Source organism: Paenibacillus lactis (genome assembly GCF_017873605.1).
GTDB classification, from domain to species: domain Bacteria; phylum Bacillota; class Bacilli; order Paenibacillales; family Paenibacillaceae; genus Paenibacillus_AQ; species Paenibacillus_AQ lactis.
On the sequence record NZ_JAGGKI010000001.1, the window covers coordinates 72,146 to 96,858 of the forward strand.

A 24,713-nucleotide genomic window follows, 5' to 3' on the forward strand; every position below is an offset into this window, starting at 1 on the left:
TAAAAATATAAGCCTGTATATATGAACCAAGAAGAACGACCGCCCGGGCCGTCCTCCTTGTTATCCAAATCCAAAATCCAGCATAATGCCCGCGGGAAGCTAATTGCCGGGCATGACTCGCCTAATGCGGAGCTCCGATAAGATAAGCTCCTTACTCGGCTTGAAGCTCCAGCAGCGCATCACGAAGCTCTGCGGCACGCTCGAACTGGAGATTCTTCGCGGCTTCCTTCATTTCGGCTTCCAGACGCTGAATCAGGCTTTGACGCTCCTTCTTCGACATCTTCTGCTTGTCGCCGGCCAAATAGTCCGCCTTGCCCTCGGCCACCTTCGTCGCTTCAATGACGTCCCGCACCTTCTTGCGGATCGTCTGCGGCGTAATGCCGTGCTTCTCGTTGTAGGCAACCTGAATGCTGCGGCGGCGCTCCGTCTCCTTGATCGCCCGATCCATCGAATCGGTGATCTTGTCTCCGTACATGATGACCTTGCCGTCCGAGTTCCGGGCAGCGCGGCCGATCGTCTGGATCAGGGACCGGTCGGAGCGGAGGAAGCCTTCCTTATCCGCGTCCAGAATCGCTACCAGGGACACCTCCGGCAGGTCAAGGCCTTCCCGGAGCAGGTTAATTCCGACCAATACGTGGAACGTCCCCAAGCGCAGGTCGCGCAGGATCTGCATCCGCTCTAGCGTCTTAATATCGGAGTGCATGTAGCGGACCTTGATGCCAATCTCCTTGAGGTAATCGGTCAAGTCTTCCGCCATCTTCTTCGTAAGCGTCGTAATCAGCACACGTTCGTCACGGTCAACCCGTTCCCGGATCTCGCCGATCAGATCGTCGATCTGACCTTCCGTCGGCCGCACGTCAATGATCGGATCGAGCAGCCCGGTCGGCCGGATGATCTGCTCCACCATCGTATCGCAGTGCTCGAGCTCATAAGGCCCCGGCGTTGCGGATACATAGATAATCTGGTTGACCTTCTCCTCGAACTCCTCGAACTTCAGCGGACGGTTATCGAGCGCCGACGGCAGGCGGAACCCGTGCTCCACGAGCACTGTCTTCCTTGCGCGGTCGCCGTTGTACATGGCCCGGATCTGCGGCAGCGTCACGTGCGATTCGTCGATCACGATCAGCATGTCGTCCGGGAAATAATCGAGCAGCGTATACGGGGTTGCCCCCGGCTCCCGGAACGTCAGCGGCCCCGAATAGTTCTCGATGCCGGAGCAGAATCCGACTTCCTTCATCATCTCGATATCATAACGCGTACGCTGCTCCAGCCGCTGCGCTTCGAGCAGCTTGCCCTCAGAGCGGAGCTGCTCGAGGCGCTCCTCCAGCTCCCGCTCGATATTGATCAGTGCAACCCGCATCGTCTCTTCGCGGGTTACGAAGTGGGACGCCGGGAAGATCGCAATATGCTCGCGCTCTCCGACCAGCTCTCCCGTCAGGACGTCAATCTCCGTGATTCGCTCGATCTCGTCGCCGAACAGCTCGACGCGAACGGCATGCTCGCCCTTCGAGGCAGGAAATATCTCGATGACGTCTCCGCGGACGCGGAACGTGCCGCGCACGAAATTGATATCGTTGCGCTGGTACTGAATATCAACAAGCCGCGCCAGAATCTGATTGCGCGGCTTCTCCATGCCTACCCGGAGCGAGAGCAGCAATTCCCCGTATTCCTTCGGCGATCCCAAGCCGTAAATGCACGATACGCTCGCAACGATGATGACATCCCGCCGCTCGAACAGCGAGCTCGTGGCCGAGTGACGAAGCTTGTCGATCTCTTCGTTGATGCTGGAATCCTTCTCGATATACGTATCTGAAGAAGGGATGTACGCTTCCGGCTGATAGTAATCGTAGTAGCTGACAAAGTAATCAACCGAATTGTTCGGGAAAAACTCCTTGAATTCGCTCGCCAGCTGTGCGGCAAGCGTCTTGTTATGCGCAATGACAAGGGTCGGCCGGTTGACTCTGGCGATGGTCTGCGCGATCGTAAACGTCTTGCCGGTTCCTGTTGCACCGAGCAGGGTCTGGTGCTTCTTCCCCTGGCGCAGCCCTTCAACCAGCTGCTCGATCGCAGCCGGCTGGTCGCCTTGCGGCTGGAACTCGGACTCAATCTCAAAGGATTTGGTACTGACAACTAAATCGCTCATTGTCCATCATCACCCTTATGCTCTAAAATGTAAATCATACTAAAAGATATGTCGAAATTTCCCGATGATATAGATATTGGGAAATTAGTGGTGTCGGTTAACAGGAATAAGAATATCTGTTCCCGTCTCATTATACCCTTTACGTTTTTTTGATGCAAACAATTTCATGGAATATTCAGCAGCCCGCGATCCGGTAAATTTAGCGCGGGCAAACGCGCGCTTTTCGGTCCGTTTTAAATTGCCTTAAACGGTTTCTATTGAGTTCAATCATGGTTCAACTATAAATAAAGGAGATGATTACAGCATTATGGATATAACAATCATTATCGGCATCCTGGCCGGACTCGCGGCCCTCATCGGAGGCTTCCTCTGGGAAGGCGGACATATCGGCGGGCTGATGCAGGGCGCGGCAGCGCTGATCGTGTTCGGCGGAACCGTGGCCGCTGTCCTCATCAGCTTCCCGCTCTCCCGTCTCCGAACCATCCCCGCCGCCCTCCGGCTGGCCTTCGGCCGCAGCGTCCGTTCACCGGGCGAGCTTATCGATTCGCTGGCCGATATGTCGGTCATTGCGCGAAGAGACGGCGTTCTGGCCTTGGAGCGCGTCTCGGACGAGCATGCCGATCCTTTTCTGAGAGAAGGGATGCAGATGGTCGTCGACGGCACCGATCCCGAAATGGTCCGCCAAATCCTTGAGCTTGAAATCCAGGCCGCCGAGCAGAAGCACGAAGGCTACGCTAAAATTTTCGAATCTGCCGGAGGCTATGCGCCCACGATGGGGATAATCGGAACCGTCATGGGATTGATCCATGTGCTCGGCAGTTTGCAGGAGCCCACGAATCTCGGCCCTTCGATTGCCGTCGCGTTCACAGCTACCTTATACGGTGTTGCCAGCGCCAATATTATCTTTTTGCCCATTGCAACGAAGATTAAAGCACGTTCCGAAGAAGAAATTGTAAATATGGAGCTCCTGCTGGAAGGCATTCTAGCCATTCAGAACGGAGAGCACCCGCTTATCGTCCGCAAGAAGCTGGCCTCCTTCGCATCGGCGGGCAGGTTGGATGGACCGGCATCAAGGGGGTTCGCCCATGAGTGGACCGAATAGACGGAGGCGGCGCTCCCGTCCGCAGGCTGGCGGCGATCAGCGCGACCGCTGGATGATCACCTATGCGGATCTGATTACTTTGCTGCTGATATTTTTTGTCGTCATGTATGGGATGAGCCGTTTGGATCCGGAAAAATATCAATTGGTCACCGAGTCGCTGCAGGCCACCTTTCAGAGCGGGGACAGTATTCTGGAGATGGGCTCCGGCATAACCGGCACGGCCGATACGGAGAACCACAAGAACCCTCCTTCCAAGGCTGAGGAAGACAGCGCCGATGATGCCGAAGACGCCGGGCCGTTAAGCGAGCGTGAGCTCGCCTTCCGCGCCCAGGAAGAGGAGCTGGCGAGTTTCATGGGACTCATTCAGCAATATGTGAAGGATAACCAGCTCGAGGACGATATTTTCATCTCGGACGAGCCCCAAGGAATCGCCATTACGTTAAGCGACCGCTTCCTGTTCGATGTCGGCCGGGCGGAATTGAAGCCGGGTGCAGCTCCCGTGCTCGGCAAGCTGGCGAGCCTGTTCAAAAATTTGGATTCCACCGTCAGCATCGAAGGCCATACGGACGATGTGCCGATCGGACGCGGCTCCATCTACAAGGATAATTGGGAGCTTTCCGGCGCACGCGCCATGTCGGTGCTTCGCTTCTTCTTAGAGAAGGAAGGGCTGGATCCAGCGGACTTCCAGTATGCGGGATATGCGGATACAAGACCGGCCGCGGACAATACCACTCCTGAAGGCCGACAGAAAAACCGCCGGGTCGAGATCACCGTGCTGCGACAGCTTCGCCAGTAGCAGGCACCGACTCTCAACGTAGCACGGCATTCAAATCTTGCGAGTTGCCGATAAAGCACTCCCTTTCACATCATCATCAAAGGCCAGGCCGCAGGTTGCGGTCTGGCCTTTGATTTTCTTAGCTATCACGATCGGTACTCGTCAACGAAGCTCGACAGACGAATCATTACAATTAACCGGCTCTAAGCGGCGGTTCCTGTCCCGCTCTCGCTTGGCCGCAGAACGGCAGAGCCGACGGCGAGCAAAATGATCGCCATCAAGCCGAGGACCGCGAGCGGCAGGCTGATATCAGCGAGCGTGCCGCCGGTGGCGGCGATCTCCACCGCTTCAATTGCCCACTTTTGCGGAATAAAGTTGGCGAGCTTCTGCATGAACTCCGGCATGATGGCCAGCGGCCAGAAGCAGCCGCCCAGCATGCAGCTCGGAGTGACGATCATGGAATTGATCATCGCGGCATTCTGATCGTTGCGGATGAGTCCCGCGATCGTGCTGGCAAGCCCGAGCGACACCAGCATGAAGGCCATCAGGATGAGAAAGTGCAGCATGAACGGAATGCCGTACTCGTAACGCAGCACATACCGGCTGAGCAGAAGCACGATGATTACCTGCAGCGATCCGACGACAAGGCTCCCCAGAAAGTTGCCGAGCGCGATCTCGTATGCCCGGACCGGTGCCGTATACATCCGCGACAGCGTGCGCTGCCTCCGGTCGTCCAATATCATCGCCACGACGCTCGAGATCAGGGTCATCATGAACATAAGCGTAAATCCCGTCACATTCGACAAGCCCGGCTTGGCGTACAGATTCAGATCCGTCACCTTCGTATCCACCCGCTTCTTGGCGGATTGCTCCAGCACCCGGCTCAGCGCTTGCATGCGGACCTCACCCGAGTCAGACATTTCCCGGGTTGCCGAGACCGATCCGTTCAGGCGCTTAACCGTAGAGTCGGCGGTCATGCGGATCATGACCGATGCTTCCGACGTTGATACTTCATACACCTTGACGCTCGGCGATCCCCCTTCCATGATTCCGTCGCTGAAGCTTCGGGGAACATAAACGCCGACCGTGCTTTTATTCTGAAGCAGCTCCTCGCGCAGCACATCCTCGGAAGCCGACTCCTTCAGCACATATTGTCCGCTGTGCTCCAGCTGCTCCATCAAGTATTGCCCTGCAGGACCTTCGTCCTCATTCACATAGGAGACAATGATACCGGCTGCCGTCGTCCTGCCCAGCAGAAACACCGTCAGCGTGACGACGACGCAGGGCACCAGGACAAAGACAATCCAGCCCCGTCTCCGCCCAAGCGTCCGTTTCACCATATTCCAGGCGATAATCAAGCTAGGCATGGTATCCCACCTTTCGGTACGTGATCATGGCAAAGGCCGACAGCACGGCCGTTATGATCGCCAGCATCCCGATGCAGGAGAGGACGAGGCCGGTCTCGCTGTCCAGCATCATCCGCAGCATGCTCTGCATCGCCCAGTGGTTGACCGTAAAGGCTGCGATCTTCTGAAAAAACTCCACCGGCAGCGGCATAAAGCCTCCGCTGACAAACGTCATGGCGATGATTATGGCCTGCATCAGGCCCCTGGCTCCGGCCGCCGTGCGGGACACGAACGTAATGAGCGCCGCAATCGTCATGGAGGACAAGGTGAGCAGGACGCAGACCGTGATCAGCAGGAGCGGATGCCCTCCCCACTTCACGCCATAAAGCCACATCGATCCAAGCACAATGACAGCAGCTTTCACAAACGTGATCAGACTGCATCCAATGATTTTGCCGGCAAAGATCGTGCCGGGGGATACCGGTGCACTTTGCAGCCGGTACAGGGTCCGGCTCTCCCGCTCGCCCAGCAGGCTGCTGCTTGCCATCAGGCCTGAATACAGCAGAAACATGACCAGCATGGAAGCCGCATAGTATTGAGCGGCAGAATAAGACCCGCCCTTTTCGCTCAATTGTCCAACCTCCACGCTAGCTCCGCCTGGTTTCCCATCGGAAGCCGATGCTGGTACTGCGAGCGCCTGCACGCCGCCGAACACGATCGCCTCCGCCTGTTTATGATTCGCGTCCGCCATAAACGTTGTAAAGACGGTATCCGCCACGAGATTCAGATTATGGTCTCTGCCGGGAAGCAGCTCCAGCTTCACCGCTTCTCCCCGTCCCATCCGCTCGTCGAACGCTTCCGGGATCACCACCGCATAATCCAGCTCTCCCCGGCGGAGCTTTCCTACACCCTCCTCGCGATTCGATAGGATGTGCTGGATAACAATATCCTGAATTTCCGGCGCATTCACGAGTTCCTGCATGCTTGCAGGAAGCTCCCCCTGCGCTTCGGGCAATATGAAGCCCACATTCACCGGCGGCTGCTCAAATTCCTTTTCGTTTCCGAACCAGCCGGATAGCGCGTTACCTAATATAAAGATCAGTATAAGCGGCAGCAAAAATTGATTGATCAGCACCGTCCGGCTCGTAGCCATCCGCTTGAGCTCAAACCAGGCGATAATCGCAGTGTTCATGGTTTGTTTTCTCCCTTCATGTATCCGGAGACCTCCGGCCTGTTTAGTCCCGCAGCTTCCGTCCAGTCAGGCTGAGAAACAGCGTCTCCAAGTCAGGCTCCTCGCACTGCAGCGATCGGAGCGTCGTGCCGTGCTTGCCGCAAATGAACAGAATATCCTGCAGCTCCTCTTGCGCCGATGGAACATAAATCTCGAGCCGATGATCATGTTGCGTAACGCGCCCGACGCGCGGATGAAGCTTCATCTCCTGGATAAGCTCCTCCGTGATCCCATCTGCCGTGAGGATAATGCGCTCCTCTTGAGCCACCCGGGCCCGCAGCTCCTGCTGCGTACCGCAGGCGATGACATGGCCTTGGTCCATAATGGCCACCCGATCGCTGATCGCGGCAACCTCCTCCATATAATGGCTGGTATAAATGACCGTCGAGCCCATCTCATTCAACGTCCGGACAGATTCAAGGATATGGTTGCGCGACTGCGGATCGATGCCGACCGTCGGTTCATCCATGATGATGAGCTTCGGGCGATGGGTAATCGAGCAGGCGATGTTCAGTCTTCGCTTCATCCCGCCGGAAAAGGTCGACGGCCGGTCCTTGGCCCGATCCTGCAGTCCGACGAACGTCAATGCCTCCTCCACCCGTTCCTTCAGCTGCTGTCCCCGGAGTCCGTACAATTTTGCAAAAAAGGCGACGTTGTCCATCGCGGACATTTGCTCGTACAAGGCGAGATCCTGCGGAACCAATCCGATTCTTCGCTTCACCTCAAGCGGCTGATCTTCAATCGATATGCCATCGACCTTGATGCTCCCTTGATCCTTCGGCAGCAGGCCGCAGATCATGCTGATTGACGTGCTTTTGCCAGCCCCGTTCGGGCCGAGCAGTCCGAAGATTTCCCCCTCTTGCACCTCGAGATTCAGGTGATCCACCGACAGCTTGCTACCATATCGTTTCACGACATCCTTCATTTCCAGAAAGACCGCCATACGTACCATCCCCGTTTCCTTAATTCAGCTTTCTGACATTCATTGTATACAAGTTCGTCGTTTCTTTCAGGTAGAAGAAGTCACCTTATGGGGTGACCAAAGTCATCTCCTATCGCTCGAATGTCCTGTGATATAATGAAGCCACTGATGGACCGGGAGCTATAAGTTTATAAAAAAGGTTGCTGATCGCGCATGTCTTCTCCTCTCGCTTATCTTCGTTACGGCTTGATTCTCCTTCCGGCCGCGGCTGATATGTTCCTTCAGCAGCTGGATGACTACGGGGAATATATGGTGTTCGTCCTCCTGTTTCTCGCGGTGACGGTGCTGAGCCGTTTCCTGCCCACCCCGTCCGCGGCCAAGGCGGCTGCGGTGGTTGAAATCGCGTTATCCTTTTGGCTGTGCCATCAATACGGATTTATGATGGTGTTCTTGTCCGTGTCGACGATGTGCGTCTATCTGCCCCTGCTGGAGCGTTCCTGGCGGTGGTGGTTTGCGTTCGCTCACCTCGGGCTGCTGAACATCGCCATTGCCGGCTGGGATCCGCTCTTGACGACAACGGCCAATTTGGTATTTTTGTTCTTCGCGGCGGCTTTCGGCCAAATCCATCAACTGTTTGAAAAACAAGCCGATCACATCAAGCTGTACGATGAGCTCAAGCGGCTGCATTTCCAGCAGGATGAAGCGGGCAGACAGCTGCTGCAATTCGCGCACCAGGTGGAACGGGCGGCGCAAGCCGAGGAACGGAACCGGATCTCCCGCCAGCTGCATGACGATATCGGCCACCGGCTGATCCGCATCAAAATGATGATGGAGGCGGCCGTCCATACCGTCCCCCGCGATTCCGCTCGCGGCATGGAGCTGCTGCACCAGATCCGGGACCAGCTGGGCGACAGCATGGAGCAGCTGCGTTCGGCCGTTAAGCAGATGAGCCCGCACCGGCGCATGGCCGATGATTATTCCCTGGACCGGCTCCTTGCGGAGACCGGAAAGGAAACCGGCATCGAAACCGACCTTGAGCTGCAAGGAATGCCCTATCCGCTCTATCCGAGCCAGCAGGTGGTATTATATAAGAACGCCCGCGAGGCGATCACGAATGCCCTCCGTCACGGAGGCGCCACGCATGTCCGAATTTTTCTGCACTATGGGGAAGATGAGGTTCGCATGGAGGTCAGCAACAACGGCAAAGTGCCGGAGCCGGCCGATGGGCCGGACCCGGGCCAAGGCAAGCAGGGCATCGGCTTCAGCGGCATGCTGGAGCGGACCAAGGTCGTTGGCGGAACGCTTACGGTGCAGCAAAGCGCTCCGTTTACCGTGATCACCCGGCTGCCGGTTTACCGAAAGCGTGAGATCGTATAAATCGATCGCTGAAGGAACAAGCGTCCAATTAAAAGAAAAGGTAGTGCTTACCATGATTTCCGTACTGATTGTCGATGATGACCCGTTCATTCGGGAGAGCTTGAAGCTGCTCGTGGGGATGGATCCGGATATCGAAATAACCGGGGCGGCGGCTCACGGCGGGGAAGCGCTCGACTTGCTGGAAGGCGGGCTTGTGGCCGACGTCGTGCTGATGGACATCCGCATGCCGGTATGTGACGGCGTGGAAGGTACCTTGCGCATTAGGGAGAAATATCCCGACATCCGGGTGCTGATGCTGACCACGTTCGATGATGAGGATTATATTGCGGAGGCTTTGCGGAATGGGGCAAGCGGCTATCTGCTCAAGAACATCCCGCCGGACCGGATCATCCAGGGTATCAAAACCGTCCATGACGGCAATATGCTGATTCATCCCGATATCGCCCGCAAGCTGACCGGCATGCTCCGCCCTGCCGCGCAGCCCGATCCGCAGACGCCGGCCAAGCTGGAGGCGTTCGGTCTGACGCCGGCGGAGTGCAACATCGTCACCCTCATTGCTGATGGCCTGTCCAACAAAGAAATTGCCGGCCGGCTCTTCCTTAGCGAGGGCACCGTCAAGAATTACGTGACCGATATTTTGGGGAAGCTGAGTCTGCGCGACCGGACGCAGATTGCGATCTTTTATTTGAAGAAAGTTCAGAGTTAACAAATAATCGATTTAACCGTCAATAAGGCCTGCAAAGCGGAGTCTTCCCTCATGGAAAGCCGCGCTTTGCAGGCCTTGGTTATGATACTGTTGGGTTTACGGTTTACGGTTTACAGTTACAGGCTACGGTTAGAGGTTACGATTACGGGTTACGGGTTCCATTTACGGTTTGGTTACGCGACTCTATGCTTCAGCGCTGCTCGGAAGCTCTCAGATTGAACCAGCGCTGCAGCTCCTTCACCGATTCGGTACGAAAGAGCAGGTCATCACGGTCGAACACGAGATAGGCCGGCAATCTATCCAGCCCGAGCTCCAACTTATAATCGACAGCATCTCCCTCACGGTATTCGATGGCGGAATAACCGCCATATAAAGCTCCAGGCACTTGTGCCGCAAGCTCATCCCATAGCTCGCTTGCGTCACTTCCCGCTTGATACATCAGGACCGTATGGATTCCGCCCGGCCCTTGGGCAATCAACCTCCGGAGCTTTTCCTTCCTAGCCTGTTCCAGCCTTGTGATCTTATCTGCCCGTAAAGGCTGTTGACCGCCATCTCGGTTATACTGGTAGCTGCCGCCCGCCGGTACGACATTCAGTTTATCTCCGATCTTGATGGAGGACACCTCCAGCCTTCTCTCCTGCTCGCCACGAAGCTCTGTCTCCTCATCAATGCTCAACCCTATCACGTGCCCGATGTCATCAATAGCACCCTTCTTATCCCGGTTCACCCAAGCCGAAACGTCCAGCTCGATCCGCCTTGCATTGACGTCCAGTGAACGCACCGTACCCGTTATGACATCATCCAGATAATAAAAATGGAACATCCCTTCCGGTTCCTGCAGTATATCCACGGCTTGTGCCGTGCGAACGGGTGGACGCATATCCAGCTGCTCGTTCGTCGATGCCGCCTTTACGCGCTGACCGCGCCGGATGAGATCAAACTGCTCTCGGCTTACCTCATACCACGCTCCATTTGAAGCTACCGCCAGCCGCTCCAGATCGCGCTGCCTGCCGTTCACTGCCGTCTGTTCATCGACCTCACGAAGGATCAGAACTCGGTATTTGATCTTATTCGTGCCCAAGATCGTATTTTTTCCGGCTACCAGCCCTTCATACACGACCGTTTCCTCGGGCCCTTCCGCAGTTTCGGAATCTCTCGTGTCTGCATGGCTCGCGGTAGACCCCGTTGCCGGACCCTGTGGGACTTCGTGCGCCGGCTTCGGCTGGGAAGATGATCCTCCCGACTCGCATCCAATGATCGATAGCACCCCTGCGACGACAACGGTCCAGATCACAGCTGCCTTAGATAATGAAGCCACTCCATTACCCCCTCTACGCCATCACTGGCTATTTGTGGATACAGACGCACATGACTTCCATTAGGTTGCAAGTGAATTGAAGGACAGCCTGAAATGAAATAAAAAACGATGCTTGTCTCTTCGACAAGCACCGTCATTTGCATTTATGAATCAAATCCCGCTTCTTCCGATCGGAGAGCCTTCTCGCCCGCCGGATCCTTGCGAAACTTTTGGACATGCAGCTTGTTCGCCAGCAGCGTAATAAGACTTACCGGCTTCAATCGGGCGGCAATGCCATCGCGCGGATCCGGGGCTACGATCGCTCCCAGCTGATGATGGTCCCCTGCATAAATGGCGCGCTGCAAAAACTTGCTTTCGCCCTGATGGTTCTGAACCTCCAGCTTGCAAAAAGCCGGGTTTTGCCGGAGAGCGCCGTGAAGCTGCTCCTTGCTGTGAACCAGGGTGCCGTTCACCTTCAGAATCGTCTCGCCCGGCTGAATGCCGAGCTCATGGGCCGGGCTATCCGGCAGAACAGCCAGCACCCGTAATCCGCGAACGGGATGCACAAATACCGGACTGCGCTGCTGCTCTTCATACCGGCTGTACCATACCAAGCCTTCATGCAGCAGCAGAGCGGCCAATGCCGCAATCAGGGTCAACGGCGACCACCATTCGGCAAGCATGCTCAATGCGAGCACGACCGCGGCGTAAATGATCAGCCGCTTGGAGGTGATCGCCGCCTTCTCCTTGGGCAGCATGCTCTGCGTCATCTCGCCGAAGCCGATGACGACCGGCAGCGCCATCATCATAAATCCGCCGCTCCACGCATCCCCGCCGAAGAACGGCGTCCACGGAAGCACGGCCCCTCCGCCGGCGGCAGGAACGAGCATGAACAGCGGCAGCGGCCAGAAGCTCTGCATATGATAGCCGCCGACCAGCTTGCCCCGCTTCCCTTCCAGGAACAGCGGCGTCGCAAAGCTTGACCCCTGCAGCTTGACCAGAACGGCCTCGGCGAAATGCAGCACGGCAGCCAGCGCCAGCAGGGCCGGAATATCCAGGCTGCGGATGGTGGACAGCACCGCATGAGCCCATCCCTCCGTTGCCAGATTCGGAAACCAGCTCAACACGAACTGGAGGATGCCGAGCAGTCCGATGGAATAAGCAAAGCACAAATACCGGATATGAAACAGCATCAAGATCAATGAGGTGACCCAGATGCAGATAATCGCCCCCAGGCTTAGGCTTACCCCCAGGAAAGCGACTGCGACAGACACCGCAAGCCCTGCCAGCAATCCGCCGAGAAATGTCCGCCAGGTTTGCAATCCCCAGGAATGCAAGCGTACATGAAACAGCTTACGCTCCAGGAGCACCTGCCTCCGGTAGAGCAGCATTACGAATAGGATCGAAATATAATAAAAGGGCTGCGTCAGAAGTTGCAAGCCTGCATCCATCCCACGCATCAGCAGTTGTACCAGCGTTTCCAACAGCCAGCCACGCTCCTTTCTCGAATCAAAGAAAAAAGAAGGCTAAGTTGCAGCCTTCTTATGGTTTCGACGCTCTTGCCGCGATTTCCTTCCGAACTTCGGAAAGTCCGCGATTCAGTTGATTATCCACTTTCGGATCCTGAATCTTCTCGATCAGTGCTGCCTCCAGGCTTTCCGCCGTCGCACTGTTAAGGACGCCGTCGGATTTCAGCTTATGCTTGCTCTGGAAGCTCTTGACCGCCTTCTCTGTCGCCCGGTCGAAATATCCGTCGGTGCGACCCGGATCAAAGCCGAGCGCCTCCAGCATAATTTGGGCATTCTTGACGTCGCTGCTGTTCGCGTCATACTTGTAGGTCTTCTTCTTGTCAATCGGGGCGACCGTAAAGTATTCCGGCTGGTCTACTTTAATATCCGGTTCAATCCCTTTCTCATGAATCCAGGTGCCGTTCGGCGTGAGCCACTTCGCAATGGTGACCTTCAACAGGCTGCCGTCGCCAAGCTGCTTCTCGAAGCTGGTCTGAACGGTCCCTTTGCCGAAGGAATGCTCGCCGACCAAGGTCGCACCTGCCGATTCCTGAAGCGCTCCGGCCAAAATTTCAGATGCACTTGCGCTGCCCTTGTTCATCAGAACGGTGATCGGATAAGGCTTCGCCTGCCCGTTCGACACATGCTTTTCCCGTTTCTTGTCTTTGTCTTCAACTTGGACGATCAGCTTGCCTTTCGGCACAAAATTCTCGGTGATCCCGATGACCTCGGACAGAACGCCGCCCGGATTGTTCCGCACATCGATCACGAGGCCCTTCATGCCCTGCTTCTCCAGCTTCTCAAGCTCTTCCGTAAAGCGTTCACCGGTATTTGATGAGAATTGGGTAATCTCGATAATGCCGATGCCGTCCTTCTCCATCCGTGCCGTCACCGTCTCCAGGCTAACATCATCCCGAACAATGACAAGCTCGATCGGCTCATCGGAGCCTGCGCGCTTAATCTTCAGTACGGCTTTGGAGCCTTTCGGACCGCGGATCTTGGCTACCGCTGCGTTCAGGTCGAGGCCCTGCAGCGATTCGCCGTTCACGGACAATATGGTGTCCTTGGCTCGAATGCCTGCTTTATCTGCCGGGGATCCCTTGATCGGCGATACGACGACGACATTGCCGTCCTGCGAGGATACTTCAGCGCCGATCCCGCTAAAGGACCCTGCGATGCTCTCCGTGAATTGCTTCGCGGATTCCTCGCCCATATAGTTGGAATACGGATCGCCAAGGGCTTCCATCATTCCGTTAATTGCCCCGTCAACCAGCTTCGACCGGTCGACGTCCTTATAATAATTGTCTTCGATCAAATCCAGCGCCGTGCCGAGCTTCCTGGCCTCCGCGTCATCAAGCCCGCTGCGGTTCGAAATGCTCGCCAGAAGACCTTCACCGTTTCCGGTCTGCTGCGCAGCCGGCAGCTGGGTCAATGCCATGGTTATGAGTACACCGCACAGCATAGCGGCAACCATTAGAAAGACAACCGTTCGTTTTTTCAGCATGTACTTCACCGCCTTTGTACATTTCAACTGCTCTTTCGGGAATCCCGTCCACCTAGTATATGATAGGCTTACCGGGAATATTTATACAGCGGTACGAAGCATGTGTGGCGCAGATGCGCCCTGCCGTTACAGGTAAGGCCCAGGATTAACCGGCGATCCGTTAACCCGTACTTCGAAGTGAAGATGCGGTCCGGTACTTTGACCGGTCGATCCGACCTCGGCAATCTTCTGGCCTCTGGACACCTTGTCGCCCTCACTCACCATGATGCCGCCGTTGCGGATATGTCCGTACAAGGTCCATACGCCGCCCCCATGATCAACAATAACACAGTTTCCGTAACCGCTCCACCATTCGGCCAGAATGACGGTGCCGCTCTCGGCTGCCCGGATCTCCGTTCCTTGCGGAGCAGCAAAATCTTGGCCGGTATGCATCTTGCCGACCTCGCCCGTTACCGGATGCACCCGCGGACCATAGCCCGATGAGAGTCTTGCCCCCGATACCGGAAGCGCAAACGGACCTCCGTTGCCGGTAAATCCGCCTCCCTTGCTTCCGCCAAGCTTGGTCGCCTTCGCCCGTTTCGCCGCCGCGGCGGCTGCCGCTTTCGCAGCAGCTGCTCTGCGTGCAGCCTCTTCAGCCGCCAGCTTGTTCTTCTCTTTCTGCAGATCCGATCGTTTGCTGGCCAAGGCCACCAGCATCTGGTCCTGCTCCTTGGTCAAAATCTCTGCATCCTCGATCTCTTGATCATACTGGGCGAGAAGCACGCGCTTCTCCTTTTCCTTCTCATTCAGGAGGCTCTTGCGGTCTTCCATCTGTGCGTACAGATCTTTCGCCGTCGCATACTGGGTCTCGAGCTGTTTCTTCTTCTCGATGACAAGGAGCTTGTCCTGTTTATGCTGCACGAGCAAATCCTGGTCCTGATTGACGATCGTCTTTAAGGAATCCGCCCGCTCCAGAAAATCGCTGAAGCTTGTGGAGGAGAGCAGCACATCAAGATAGGAAGGCTGCCCGTCCATATAGATCAAACGAATGCGGGATTCCAGCAGCTTCTCGCGGGAAGCGATGCGCTCCTCGGCCGCTTCAAGCTCCTTCGTCGTCGTTCTCAGATTATCCTCGGTTTCCTCGATCTTCATCGATATCTTCATCAGCTCGTTGCTGACGATGCTGATTTGTTCCATGACATATTTCAGGTTTTTGGTCGTCTTTTTCTTATAATGCTGCGCTTCCTTCTTCTCCTCGGCAGCCTTGCTCTTCTGGGCTCTGGCCTCGCGGACCTGCTCCTGCAGCACTTTCAGCTCACGGTCGACGTCGGCTGCGGTCTTCTTCTCAGCTTGTCCGTCAGAGGGTTGGATCATAACAGAGGCCAATAATAAGGCTGCTACTCCAGCGGCGATTTTCTTCAACGTTCGCTCCCCATCCTTTACCTGGTTTAGACTTTCAAAAACTTACGGATCGACATGGTGCTGCCCCAGACTCCGATCGCAACGCCGAGCACAATGATGATTCCGCCGAGCCACAACCACAGGTCTCCAAGCGGGATCAGGCTCTTGGCAAGCGTCATATCGGTCTGAGCGGCCGCATACAAGCGTCCGTATCCGACAAACAACAGGGTCACCGTGACAATCGAGCCGACGAGGCCGATCAATGCCCCCTCGACGAAAAACGGCCAGCGGATGAAGCTGTTGGTCGCACCGACCAGCTTCATAATGCCGATCTCACGTCTGCGGGCCAGAATGGTAACACGGATCGTATTCGAAATCAGGAACATCGACATCAGTCCCAGTCCGGCGACGAATATGAAGCCGATATTCCGGACCGTCCGCGTGATTTTGAACAGCGTTTCCACCGTTCCTTCGCCGTACTTGACGCGCATGATCGGCTCCTCCGCGTACTTCTCGTTCAAAGCGCTAATCTTGTCGGCGACGAAGCCGACGGTCGTAGGCTCGATGACGGATACCTCAAACGCATCCGGCAGCGGGTTCTGGTCCTCTTCGCTGAAGCCCTCCAGCCATTCCGAGCCGAGGCTCTCCTCCAGCTCCTTCATCCCGTCTTCCTTGGATACGTATTTAATCGAGCTGACCTCCGGCATCGTCTCGATCTCGCTGCGGATCTTCTCCCGAAGCGCCTCGTCGACATTCAGATTCAAGTAGGTGTTGATCTGCACATTACTATCTGCTTTATCGGCTAACGCGTTTACGTTCATTACAAGCAGCATGAACACACCCAATATAAATAACGACACCACGATGGAAGTTACCGATGCGACAGACATCCAGCCGTTGCGAAATATACTCTTCGCCCCTTCCCGCAGGTGCCGCAAGAAGGTTCTAAAACTCATACCCGTATTCTCCTCTCAGCTGGTCGCGCACGATCTGTCCGCGCTCGATGGCTAGTACGCGTTTGCGCATGGTGTTGACGATTTCCTTGTTATGCGTGGCCATGACAATCGTTGTGCCGCGAAAATTGATCTCGTCCAGCAGCTGCATGATTTCCCAAGATGTCTCCGGATCCAGGTTCCCGGTAGGCTCGTCCGCAATAATGACCGACGGATTGTTCACGATCGCCCGCGCGATTGCAATCCGCTGCTGCTCGCCGCCGGATAGCTGGGAAGGCTCGCGGTTCGCCTTGGCCTTCAGCCCGACAAGCTCCAGCACTTCCATCACCCGTTTCTTGATGATTCGCTGCGGCGCCTCGATGACTTCCATGGCAAAAGCTACATTTTCGTAAGCTGTCAGCTTTGGCAGCAGGCGGTAGTCCTGGAAAACCACCCCGATATTGCGCCGAACATAGGGGATTTTGCGCTGCTTCAGCTTCCCGATATTGAATCCGTTCACGGAAATTTGCCCCTTGGTAGGCACTTCTTCTCTATAAATAAGCTTCATAAACGTCGACTTTCCCGCACCGGACGGTCCGACGACATAGACAAATTCATTCCGGTTGATCTTAACCGACACGCCTTGCAGCGCATGAGCGCCGTTCGGGTAAGTCTTCCAAACGTCTTGCATTTCAATCACTAAGAATCACTTCCCAATCCATAATTAGCCTTTATAATTTCGACAGCTTCCATTGAATTCCTTTAAAATTCCTGAAAAATCCTCACAACACCACCTATTGTAACAAATTTGTTACCTTTTGAGTACCCGAAAGTTTATCCCCATCGTGACATATACATGAACAAGCGCATGAACGTCGGCCAATACGAAGTTAAGAGGGTGGTTTTGCATGAAAAAAATTCATCTTGGTCTCATCATTGTCAGCAGTTTGGTGCTGGTCCTCTCCGTAGGATTCGGCATGCTGACCCTGTACGTCAATCAGAAGGAGCTTCCTGAAGGGGTTGTCGTGTCCGGATGGGATGTCGGCGGCAGGCCCGCCGATGAGGTACTGGCCGAGCTCGATCAGCGGCTGGCTGCCCTGGCCGGCACGAAGGTCAAGCTGCAGGCGGCCATGCTGAAGGGGAAGACGGAGACGTTTACACTGAAGGAGGCTGGAGTTCGATATGATGCGGAATCGTTCCGGGAGGCTGTAAGCAAGCTCCAGGACAACTCCGGCACCTTATGGGAACAGATGTGGTTCAGGCGAAACTTTCGGTCAGAATGGGAAATTTCCGCCGCGTGGAACCGGGACCTGCTGAAGAAGCGGCTTAATGAGGAATGGGAGAAGGAGCGATTCGGAGAGCCCGTCAATGCCGTGCGGAGCATTTCCGAGGATGATATCGTCAGATACATGCCGGAGAAGACTGCTTACCGCATCGATTGGGCCATGTTATATGATCGGCTGGGGGCAGCGCTGCCGGGCGACCTGTCGGCGGCCGGGAAGCAGGCGGGCACCGAGTTGGTGCTGGAATTGCCTCTAAACCTTGAGAAGCCCCCCGTGACGCTAGAGTCGCTTCAGGCGGAAGGCATAGCGCGCAAGATCGTCGAGTTCTCAACAAGCCTTGGAGCCAGCGGGCCCGGAAGGGTCCATAACGTAACGGCGGCGGCCAAGGCGGTAGACGGCATGATCTTGAAGCCGGGCGATGAATTCAATTATGCGCACGTCATCGATACCGCCAAGAAGGAATACGGCTTCAAGGAAGCGCCTGTTATCGTAAACGGCAAGCTCGTGCCGGGAATCGGCGGCGGCATCTGCCAAGTATCAAGCACGGTGTATCACGCCGCCCTCATGATCGGGCTTGACATCACCGAGCGCCGGAATCACTCTCTGCCGGTCAGCTATATGCCTAAGGGGCAGGATGCCACTTTTGCCGAAGGGGCGATTAACTTCCGCTTCCGCAATAACACCGGGAAGCATCTGCTCATTCTCTCCGAAGTATCGGACGATGCGCTGACGGTCAAAATGTTCGGAACCTTTCCCGAAGATACCGTCTATGAGCTGGAATCCTCGACGATCGAAACGCTGCCATCACCGGAAAAGATCATCCACAACAAAGCGCTGCCGCCAGGCTTCAAGCAGGTCATTCAGCAGGGCAAGCCCGGTTATGTAGTCGAAACATTCCGGACCAAAAAGGTGAACGGCAAGCTTGTGGAACGCGTTAAAATTTCCACGGATACGTACCGCGCCCAAGACAGCATCGTTGCCATCAATCCGACCCATGACGACGGGATGCCGGTACCTAACGAAACGCCTAAGGAAGAGGTGGTGGAAGACGGAATTACGGCCGCGCCTTAACATGCTTGACTAACTTCATGCGATACGCGTGACTCTTCTGTGCGTGCAGGGGATCTATAGACATGAAAAAAAGAACTGCCCCATAGTAGAAAAACTACTTATGGGGCAGTTCCCTAGCGTATGATTTCAGCATGCCCGTCTTGCCGGCTTAAAATCTGTGCGCCGTCCCGATCTCCGCCTCGGGATCCCGGCTCAGCTCATCCCGGAACTCGACCTGCCGCACCTTGCATCCCTTGCCGAGAATAACCCGGTTACCGCGAACCATATCGGCTTCAACGTATTCCAAATCCAGAACGTCTCCCTCAATTACCCGGGCCTCCAGCCTTGGCCCGCTTAAGGAGAACGACAGCATCTCCCACAGCCGCTTGCCCTTACGGCGCACCGTTATCCGGTCGCCGATGACCTCCAGGGCCTTGCAGCGTCCGAATAGACGGATATCTCCGTTACCAAGATGCAGCCGGCCGCTGATGTTAAAGCTTCCTCTAAGCTCCGCCCATTCGCTCCGAACATCGCCATGTCCGCGGAGATTGCCGCTTAACGTGAGCCGTTCGGATTCCGAATCGCCATGAATGCTGCAGTGCCCCCCGATCTCGATGAAACGGCTGCGCAGCTGATCCTTCAGGTTCAAGTTGCCGGCCACATTTAGGCTTTCCGCCTCAACGGCCCCATGGACGGTGCCGGATCCGTTCACGCGAAGCTTCTGCGTCATCAAGGATCCGTTCACGCTCATATTCCCGTTCGCAACCAAGTCGACGCATTCGATATCGCCGTTGATTTGGCCCGAGCCGTCGATGCGAACTTTGCCGTACCGGCCGCCCGTTGCATTCCCGGTACCGGCAATTTTCAGATCGGACAGCTTCTCTTCATAGGGTATCATGGTAGTCCTCCTCCAATATATTACATAGGGTGAAATCACCTTATATAGTCGTTATAGTCGGTTATTATAAGTCGTCGAATGGTATCTTCATTCTATCGTTACATTAAGAATTCCACCCTTGTCGGCGGAATCCTCTGCCGGATCACAAAAGGAGCATCAGCTCTACGCTGGTGAGCTCCGTTCTCTTAGTAGATTATCACAACAGCATCCCTCGCTAAACCGCCTGATGGCTGAATCTTTCCTCGGTCTTGAGACCGAGGCGTTAAAAAGAATGGCAGGGAAATTTTACAGCTGCAGCCTGCTAAATTATGATATGATCCCATATGTAAACGCATTAGCTATTTCTGATCCTGATGATGAAAGGGGATACATACCATGGCTTTGATTCAATGTCATTTCTTCTCCGAAGTGCTTGGGCTCAGCACGTCCATGACCGTCATCTTGCCGCAGCAGACCTCCGCACAGATCGGCATGACCAATACGGCAGGCAGCGGCCTGCATCCAACGCTGTACCTTCTGCACGGCTTGTCCGATGACGATTCGATCTGGCTCCGCCGCACCTCTATTGAGCGCTATGTGGCCTCCATGGGATTAGCGGTCGTCATGCCGCAGGTACACCGCAGCTTCTATACCGACATGGAGCACGGCGGCAAATACTGGACCTTCATCAGCGAGGAGCTGCCGGCTCTCGCCCGCTCCTTCTTCCCGCTCTCCCATGCCAGGGAGGATAATTTTGTCGCCGGCCTGTCGATGGGCGGTTACGGTGCGTTCAAGCTCGGACTGCGCTGCCCGCAAACGTTCGCGGCGGCTGCAAGCCTGTCCGGTGCGCTTGATATGGTGAGCCGGATCGGCCCTGCCGAAGACCGGCATTATGACAACAGGCTCATCTACGGGGACCGCGACATTTCCGGAACGGACGACGACTTGCTGCATTTGGTGAGCAAGGTGGACGCCAGCGATGGACCGAAGCCGATGCTGTACCAGTGCTGCGGAACCGAGGACTTCCTGTATGAGGATAACCAGTCCTTCCGCCAGGTCTGCGAGCAGACCTCGCTGGACTACACCTATCAGGAAGGACCGGGCGGTCATGATTGGGGCTACTGGGACACCCATATTCAAGATGTGTTAAAGTGGCTCCCTCTGAAAAAGTAAACCCAAGTAAAAAAATGCACTCTTAAGCGAGGGCCCCTGCGGCTGCAGCCGGCGCTTTCGCTCCATGAGTGCATTTTTTCATTATTGCATGTATTCAGCTGATGGGATTACTCCACATTGCCTTGCCGAAGAGCAAGCCACTCCTCGGTCGCCTGCAGCAGCTTCACGCTGCGCTCGATCGCATCCTTCACCTGAGCGGTCGCCGTGCCGCCGTATACGTTTCGGGCGTTAACCACCGTCTCCGGCTGCAGAACGCCGTAAATGCTGTCATCAAACAGCTCCGAGAACTGACGGAATTCCTCCAGCGTCAAGTCCAGCAAATATTTGTTATTCTGGATGCAGTACAGCACCGTTTTGCCGATCACCTCATGCGCCTGCCGGAACGGCAGTCCCTTGCCGACCAAGAAATCCGCAATGTCCGTCGCATTCGAGAAGTCCGTATTCACCGCTTCGCGCATGCGCCCCTTGTTGACCTTCATCGTGGCAATCATCGGCGCGAACAGTTGCAGCGCTCCTTCCAGCGTGGCTACCGTATCGAACATGCCTTCCTTGTCCTCCTGCATGTCCTTGTTGTAAGCAAGCGGAAGCGACTTCAGCACGGTGAGCAGGCCCATCAGATTGCCGTATACGCGTCCGGTTTTGCCGCGAACCAGCTCCGGCACGTCCGGATTTTTCTTCTGCGGCATGATGCTGCTGCCGGTGCAGAATGCATCGTCAAGCTCAATGAAATTGAACTCCGTGCTGCTCCACAGCACCAGCTCTTCGCTTAAGCGGGACAGATGCATCATGATGATCGAAGCGTCCGCCAAAAATTCGAGAATGAAGTCGCGATCGCTGACCGCATCCAAGCTGTTCTCGTACACGCCGTCGAAGCCGAGCTGCTCGGCGACATAGTGCCGGTCGATCGGGAACGTCGTGCCGGCAAGCGCTCCGGCGCCCAGCGGCAAGATATTGATCCGTTTGTAGCTGTCGATCAGCCGGTCGATATCCCGCTGGAACATCGACACGTACGCCATCAGATGATGGGCGAACAGAATCGGCTGCGCGCGCTGCAGATGCGTATATCCCGGAATGATCGTATCCAGATTGTCCTTGGCCTGTCCGATCAGCGCCGTCTGAAGCTCATGCAGCATGCCGGTCAGTGCAACGACACGGTTGCGCAGGTACAGATGCATATCCGTCGCTACCTGGTCGTTCCGGCTTCGTCCGGTATGGAGTTTCCCGCCGACCGGCCCGACTTCCTCAATGAGATTTTTCTCGATATTCATATGAATGTCCTCGTCCGAAACCGAGAACTCGATGCTTCCTTCGCGGATGCGCTCAAGCACTTTATTCAAGCCCGCTTTGATCGTCTCCACATCCTCGACCGGCACGATGCCGCACTTGCCCAGCATGGATACATGCGCCAGACTGCCCTGGATGTCCTCCTCCGCCAGCTGCTTGTCAAAACCGATGGAAGCCGTGTACTCCTCCACCAGCGCGTTGGTCTGCTTCGTAAAACGTCCGCCCCATAACTTGCTCACAACACTTGCCCCTCTCTGTTTGAAGGCAGAGGGCCGCTTCCCGCCGGGGATGGCAGCAAGAGCACCTGCTTAAAGGCTGCTCCTGTCCGCGAATCCCAAGCATGAAAACGGCCTTCAGCCCCTTCATTACTTGCATAGCTTTGCGTGGCTTACAATGCTTATCTTGCTTGCATTTTATAAAATGAACTTTTGAACTGGATTGCTTACTTATTCTGGTTTACGCCCGCCGCCACTTTCAGCCGCAGCGCGTTCAGGCGGATAAAGCCGGTAGCATCGCCTTGATCATAGGCTTGCGTTGGGTCGGCCTCCATCGTGGCGATATCCGGATTGTACAAGCTGACCGGGCTCTTCACGCCGGCGCCGATCACATTGCCCTTGTACAGCTTCACGCGCACCGTGCCGGTGACGTTCTTCTGGCTTTCCGTTACCAGCGCCTGAAGCGCCAAACGCTCCGGCGCAAACCAGAAGCCGTTGTATACGAGCGTGCTGTATCGGGTGATCAGGCTGTCGCGCAGGTTCATTACTTCGCGGTCCATGGTGATGGACTCCATTTTGCGATGGGCGGTGAACAGAATCGTTCCGCCTGGCGTCTCATAAACGCCGCGGCTCTTCATGCCGACGAAGCGGTTCTCCACCATGTCGACGCGGCCGATGCCGTGCTTGCCGCCAAGCTCGTTGAGCTTCTCCATCACCTGCAGCGGGCTCATCGCCTCGCCGTTGAGGGCAACGACATTGCCCTGCTTGAATTCCAGCTCCAGGTATTCCGCCTCATCCGGCGCGTCCTCAGGCGAAACGCTGAGCAGATATATATCCTTGCTTGCCTCCGCGCTTGCGTCAAACCAAGGATCTTCCAGCACGCCGCTCTCGTAGCTGATATGAAGCAGGTTGCGGTCCATCGAATACGATTTCGCCGCAGAAGCCGTGACCGGAATGCCGTGCGCTTCCGCATATGCGATCATCTCGGCGCGTCCCGGGAAGGAGTTACGGAACTCCTCAAGGCGCCATGGCGCAATTACATCAATGTCAGGAGCAAGTCCGGCTACGCCGAGCTCGAAGCGCACCTGGTCATTGCCCTTGCCCGTTGCCCCGTGAGCGATCGCCGTAGCGCCTTCCGCGCGTGCAATCTCCACCATGCGCTTGGCGATAAGGGGACGCGCGATGCTTGTGCCGAGCAGGTATTGCCCTTCATACATCGCTCCCGCTTGGAACATCGGGAAGATGAAATCTTTAGCGAACTCGTCGCGCAGGTCGTCGATATATACTTTGGAGGCGCCGGTAGCGAGCGCTTTTTCCTCCAGGCCGTCCAGCTCTTCTTTCTGGCCGATGTCCGCCGTGAACGCAATGATTTCAGCGTCATACGTTTCCTTGAGCCATTTGAGGATAACGGACGTATCCAGACCGCCGGAATACGCCAATACGATTTTTTGCTTTGCCATGGTTAAACTCCCTCTCCTTGTAACTAACAAATCCTATTCTTGCGTCTTTCACAAGCTAGACCAACAAACGGTCCAATCTTCGTATTTCAAGATTCGATGCCGAATTGCTCCTTGACTCACTTCATGACCCAAGGATGACTTTTTGAACAACCTCTATTATGCCATTAATGCAACCATTAACGCTTTTTGCGCATGCAGCCGGTTCTCGGCCTGATCAAAAATGACGGAGTTCGCGCCGTCGATCACGCCTTCGCTAACCTCTTCGCCCCGATGGGCCGGCAAACAGTGCAGGAACAAGTAATCCGGCTTCGCCGCCTTGACCAGCTCCTCGTTCACCTGAAAATCCGCAAAAGCGGCCTCCCGTTCGGCTTGCTCCTCTTCAAAGCCCATGCTCGCCCATACATCGGTATAGATGACATCGGCATCCTTGGCAGCTTCGATCGGATCATGCGTGATCGTGATTTTTCCACCGGTTTGCGCCGCAATCTCTTCGCTCAGCTTCACAATGCCTTCATCCGGCATATAACCCTCAGGGCTCGCTACCGCCACATGCATGCCCATCTTTGCTCCGCCGATCAGCAGGGAATGCGCCATATTGTTGCCGTCCCCGATAAAGGCCATTTTCAGCCCCTTCAGCTTGCCCTTATGCTCCAGCACCGTCTGCAGGTCAGCCAGCACCTGGCAAGGATGCGCCATGTCGCTCAAGCCGTTGATCACCGGAATGGATGCATGCTTCGCGAGGTTGATGACATTGTCGTGCCCGAAGGTACGGATCATGATGCCGTCCAGATAACGGGACATGACCTGCGCCGTATCGCTGATCGGCTCCCCGCGTCCGAGCTGAATATCGTTCTTGCTCAAGAAGAGCGCATGGCCGCCCAATTGGAACATGCCGACCTCGAAGGAGACCCGGGTCCGTGTCGAGGATTTCTCGAAAATAAGTCCGAGCGTCTTCCCCTTTAACGGCTGGTACACCTCTCCGTTCTTCTGCTTACGCTTTAGCTCGATCGCCGAGTCCAGCAAAAACTGGATTTCCTCGGTGGAATACTCGTCCAATTCGATCATATCCCGGCCTTTCAAGCTGATTCCCTGTAGTTGTCCGCTAGCGGTCATCCCCTTGTCCTCCTTGCTGTTTGCTGTATTTTTCT

The 24,713-nt window shown here is 55.7% G+C and carries 20 protein-coding genes; 6 read left to right on the forward strand and 14 right to left on the reverse strand.

What is annotated here, in order from left to right; translation table 11 throughout:
- Positions 1-151: 151 nt before the first annotated feature.
- On the reverse strand, positions 152-2,143 hold the full coding sequence (uvrB, locus tag J2Z18_RS00240; RefSeq protein ID WP_007132260.1) for an excinuclease ABC subunit UvrB: 1,992 nt from the start codon (positions 2,141-2,143) through the stop codon (positions 152-154).
- Between the two features lie 307 nt (positions 2,144-2,450).
- Between uvrB and J2Z18_RS00245 the strand changes: the two genes are divergently transcribed.
- Together J2Z18_RS00245 and J2Z18_RS00250 are read left to right on the forward strand one after the other, a co-directional pair.
- On the forward strand, positions 2,451-3,245 hold the full coding sequence (locus J2Z18_RS00245) for a flagellar motor protein (protein ID WP_007132261.1): 795 nt from the start codon (positions 2,451-2,453) through the stop codon (positions 3,243-3,245).
- Positions 3,229-4,041, forward strand: a complete 813-nt coding sequence (locus J2Z18_RS00250) for a flagellar motor protein MotB (protein ID WP_007132262.1) — start codon at positions 3,229-3,231, stop codon at positions 4,039-4,041. The genes J2Z18_RS00245 and J2Z18_RS00250 overlap by 17 nt, the downstream gene beginning before the upstream one ends.
- Before the next feature lie 182 nt (positions 4,042-4,223).
- On the opposite strand, the gene J2Z18_RS00255 is transcribed toward J2Z18_RS00250, so the two are convergent.
- The 3 genes from J2Z18_RS00255 to J2Z18_RS00265 are packed head-to-tail and all read right to left on the reverse strand — an operon-like array spanning position 4,224 to position 7,549.
- The gene (locus tag J2Z18_RS00255; RefSeq protein ID WP_210093977.1) at positions 4,224-5,387 is read right to left on the reverse strand and encodes an ABC transporter permease; all 1,164 of its coding nucleotides are present in this window, start codon (positions 5,385-5,387) and stop codon (positions 4,224-4,226) included.
- The gene (locus J2Z18_RS00260) at positions 5,380-6,558 is read right to left on the reverse strand and encodes an ABC transporter permease (RefSeq protein WP_210093978.1); all 1,179 of its coding nucleotides are present in this window, start codon (positions 6,556-6,558) and stop codon (positions 5,380-5,382) included. Before J2Z18_RS00260 ends, J2Z18_RS00255 begins: the two co-directional genes overlap by 8 nt.
- Before the next feature lie 43 nt (positions 6,559-6,601).
- The gene (locus J2Z18_RS00265; protein ID WP_007132265.1) at positions 6,602-7,549 is read right to left on the reverse strand and encodes an ABC transporter ATP-binding protein; all 948 of its coding nucleotides are present in this window, start codon (positions 7,547-7,549) and stop codon (positions 6,602-6,604) included.
- Between the two features lie 183 nt (positions 7,550-7,732).
- On the opposite strand from J2Z18_RS00265, the gene J2Z18_RS00270 reads away from it, so the two are divergent.
- Complete coding sequence (locus tag J2Z18_RS00270; protein WP_007132266.1) at positions 7,733-8,896, forward strand: sensor histidine kinase; 1,164 nt, start codon at positions 7,733-7,735, stop codon at positions 8,894-8,896.
- A 52-nt stretch (positions 8,897-8,948) separates the two neighbouring features.
- Positions 8,949-9,602: a response regulator gene (locus tag J2Z18_RS00275; protein WP_028405456.1), complete on the forward strand. Its 654-nt coding sequence runs from the start codon at positions 8,949-8,951 to the stop codon at positions 9,600-9,602.
- Between the two features lie 190 nt (positions 9,603-9,792).
- Here J2Z18_RS00275 and J2Z18_RS00280 read toward each other — a convergent pair whose 3' ends face one another.
- The 6 genes from J2Z18_RS00280 to ftsE all read right to left on the reverse strand — a co-directional run bounded on the left by J2Z18_RS00280 (position 9,793) and on the right by ftsE (position 16,923).
- On the reverse strand, positions 9,793-10,920 hold the full coding sequence (locus tag J2Z18_RS00280; RefSeq protein WP_210093979.1) for a hypothetical protein: 1,128 nt from the start codon (positions 10,918-10,920) through the stop codon (positions 9,793-9,795).
- Between the two features lie 143 nt (positions 10,921-11,063).
- A complete protein-coding gene (locus tag J2Z18_RS00285; protein ID WP_007132270.1) occupies positions 11,064-12,383 on the reverse strand; it encodes a PDZ domain-containing protein in 1,320 nt (439 codons plus the stop codon).
- Positions 12,384-12,441: 58 nt separating this feature from the next.
- The gene (locus J2Z18_RS00290; RefSeq protein WP_007132271.1) at positions 12,442-13,911 is read right to left on the reverse strand and encodes a S41 family peptidase; all 1,470 of its coding nucleotides are present in this window, start codon (positions 13,909-13,911) and stop codon (positions 12,442-12,444) included.
- 126 nt (positions 13,912-14,037) lie between these two features.
- Positions 14,038-15,312, reverse strand: coding sequence for a murein hydrolase activator EnvC family protein (locus tag J2Z18_RS00295; protein ID WP_028405454.1), 1,275 nt, complete (start codon positions 15,310-15,312; stop codon positions 14,038-14,040).
- A 26-nt stretch (positions 15,313-15,338) separates the two neighbouring features.
- Positions 15,339-16,247: a permease-like cell division protein FtsX gene (gene ftsX, locus J2Z18_RS00300; protein ID WP_028405453.1), complete on the reverse strand. Its 909-nt coding sequence runs from the start codon at positions 16,245-16,247 to the stop codon at positions 15,339-15,341.
- Positions 16,237-16,923 carry a cell division ATP-binding protein FtsE gene (gene ftsE / locus J2Z18_RS00305; protein WP_007132274.1) on the reverse strand — a complete coding sequence of 229 codons (687 nt, stop codon included), beginning with the start codon at positions 16,921-16,923 and terminating at the stop codon, positions 16,237-16,239. Before ftsE ends, ftsX begins: the two co-directional genes overlap by 11 nt.
- Positions 16,924-17,131: 208 nt before the next feature.
- Here ftsE and J2Z18_RS00310 point away from each other — a divergent pair, with 208 nt between their 5' ends.
- Positions 17,132-18,577 carry a VanW family protein gene (locus J2Z18_RS00310; RefSeq protein ID WP_144868631.1) on the forward strand — a complete coding sequence of 482 codons (1,446 nt, stop codon included), beginning with the start codon at positions 17,132-17,134 and terminating at the stop codon, positions 18,575-18,577.
- Positions 18,578-18,725: 148 nt separating this feature from the next.
- Here the strand turns inward: J2Z18_RS00310 and J2Z18_RS00315 are convergent, their stop codons facing one another.
- The gene (locus J2Z18_RS00315; RefSeq protein WP_028406896.1) at positions 18,726-19,454 is read right to left on the reverse strand and encodes a polymer-forming cytoskeletal protein; all 729 of its coding nucleotides are present in this window, start codon (positions 19,452-19,454) and stop codon (positions 18,726-18,728) included.
- Positions 19,455-19,829: 375 nt separating this feature from the next.
- Between J2Z18_RS00315 and J2Z18_RS00320 the strand changes: the two genes are divergently transcribed.
- Entirely contained in the window at positions 19,830-20,606 is a 777-nt protein-coding gene (locus J2Z18_RS00320; protein WP_210093980.1) for an alpha/beta hydrolase, read from the forward strand.
- A gap of 107 nt (positions 20,607-20,713) precedes the next feature.
- Here J2Z18_RS00320 and argH read toward each other — a convergent pair whose 3' ends face one another.
- The 3 genes from argH to argF form a co-directional block, all read right to left on the reverse strand.
- The gene (gene argH, locus J2Z18_RS00325) at positions 20,714-22,129 is read right to left on the reverse strand and encodes an argininosuccinate lyase (RefSeq protein WP_028406894.1); all 1,416 of its coding nucleotides are present in this window, start codon (positions 22,127-22,129) and stop codon (positions 20,714-20,716) included.
- Between the two features lie 203 nt (positions 22,130-22,332).
- Positions 22,333-23,565 (reverse strand): argininosuccinate synthase, encoded by a 1,233-nt coding sequence (locus tag J2Z18_RS00330; protein ID WP_210093981.1) that lies wholly within the window; start codon positions 23,563-23,565, stop codon positions 22,333-22,335.
- Between the two features lie 156 nt (positions 23,566-23,721).
- Positions 23,722-24,678, reverse strand: a complete 957-nt coding sequence (gene argF, locus J2Z18_RS00335) for an ornithine carbamoyltransferase (RefSeq protein ID WP_210093982.1) — start codon at positions 24,676-24,678, stop codon at positions 23,722-23,724.
- Positions 24,679-24,713: the final 35 nt, after the last annotated feature.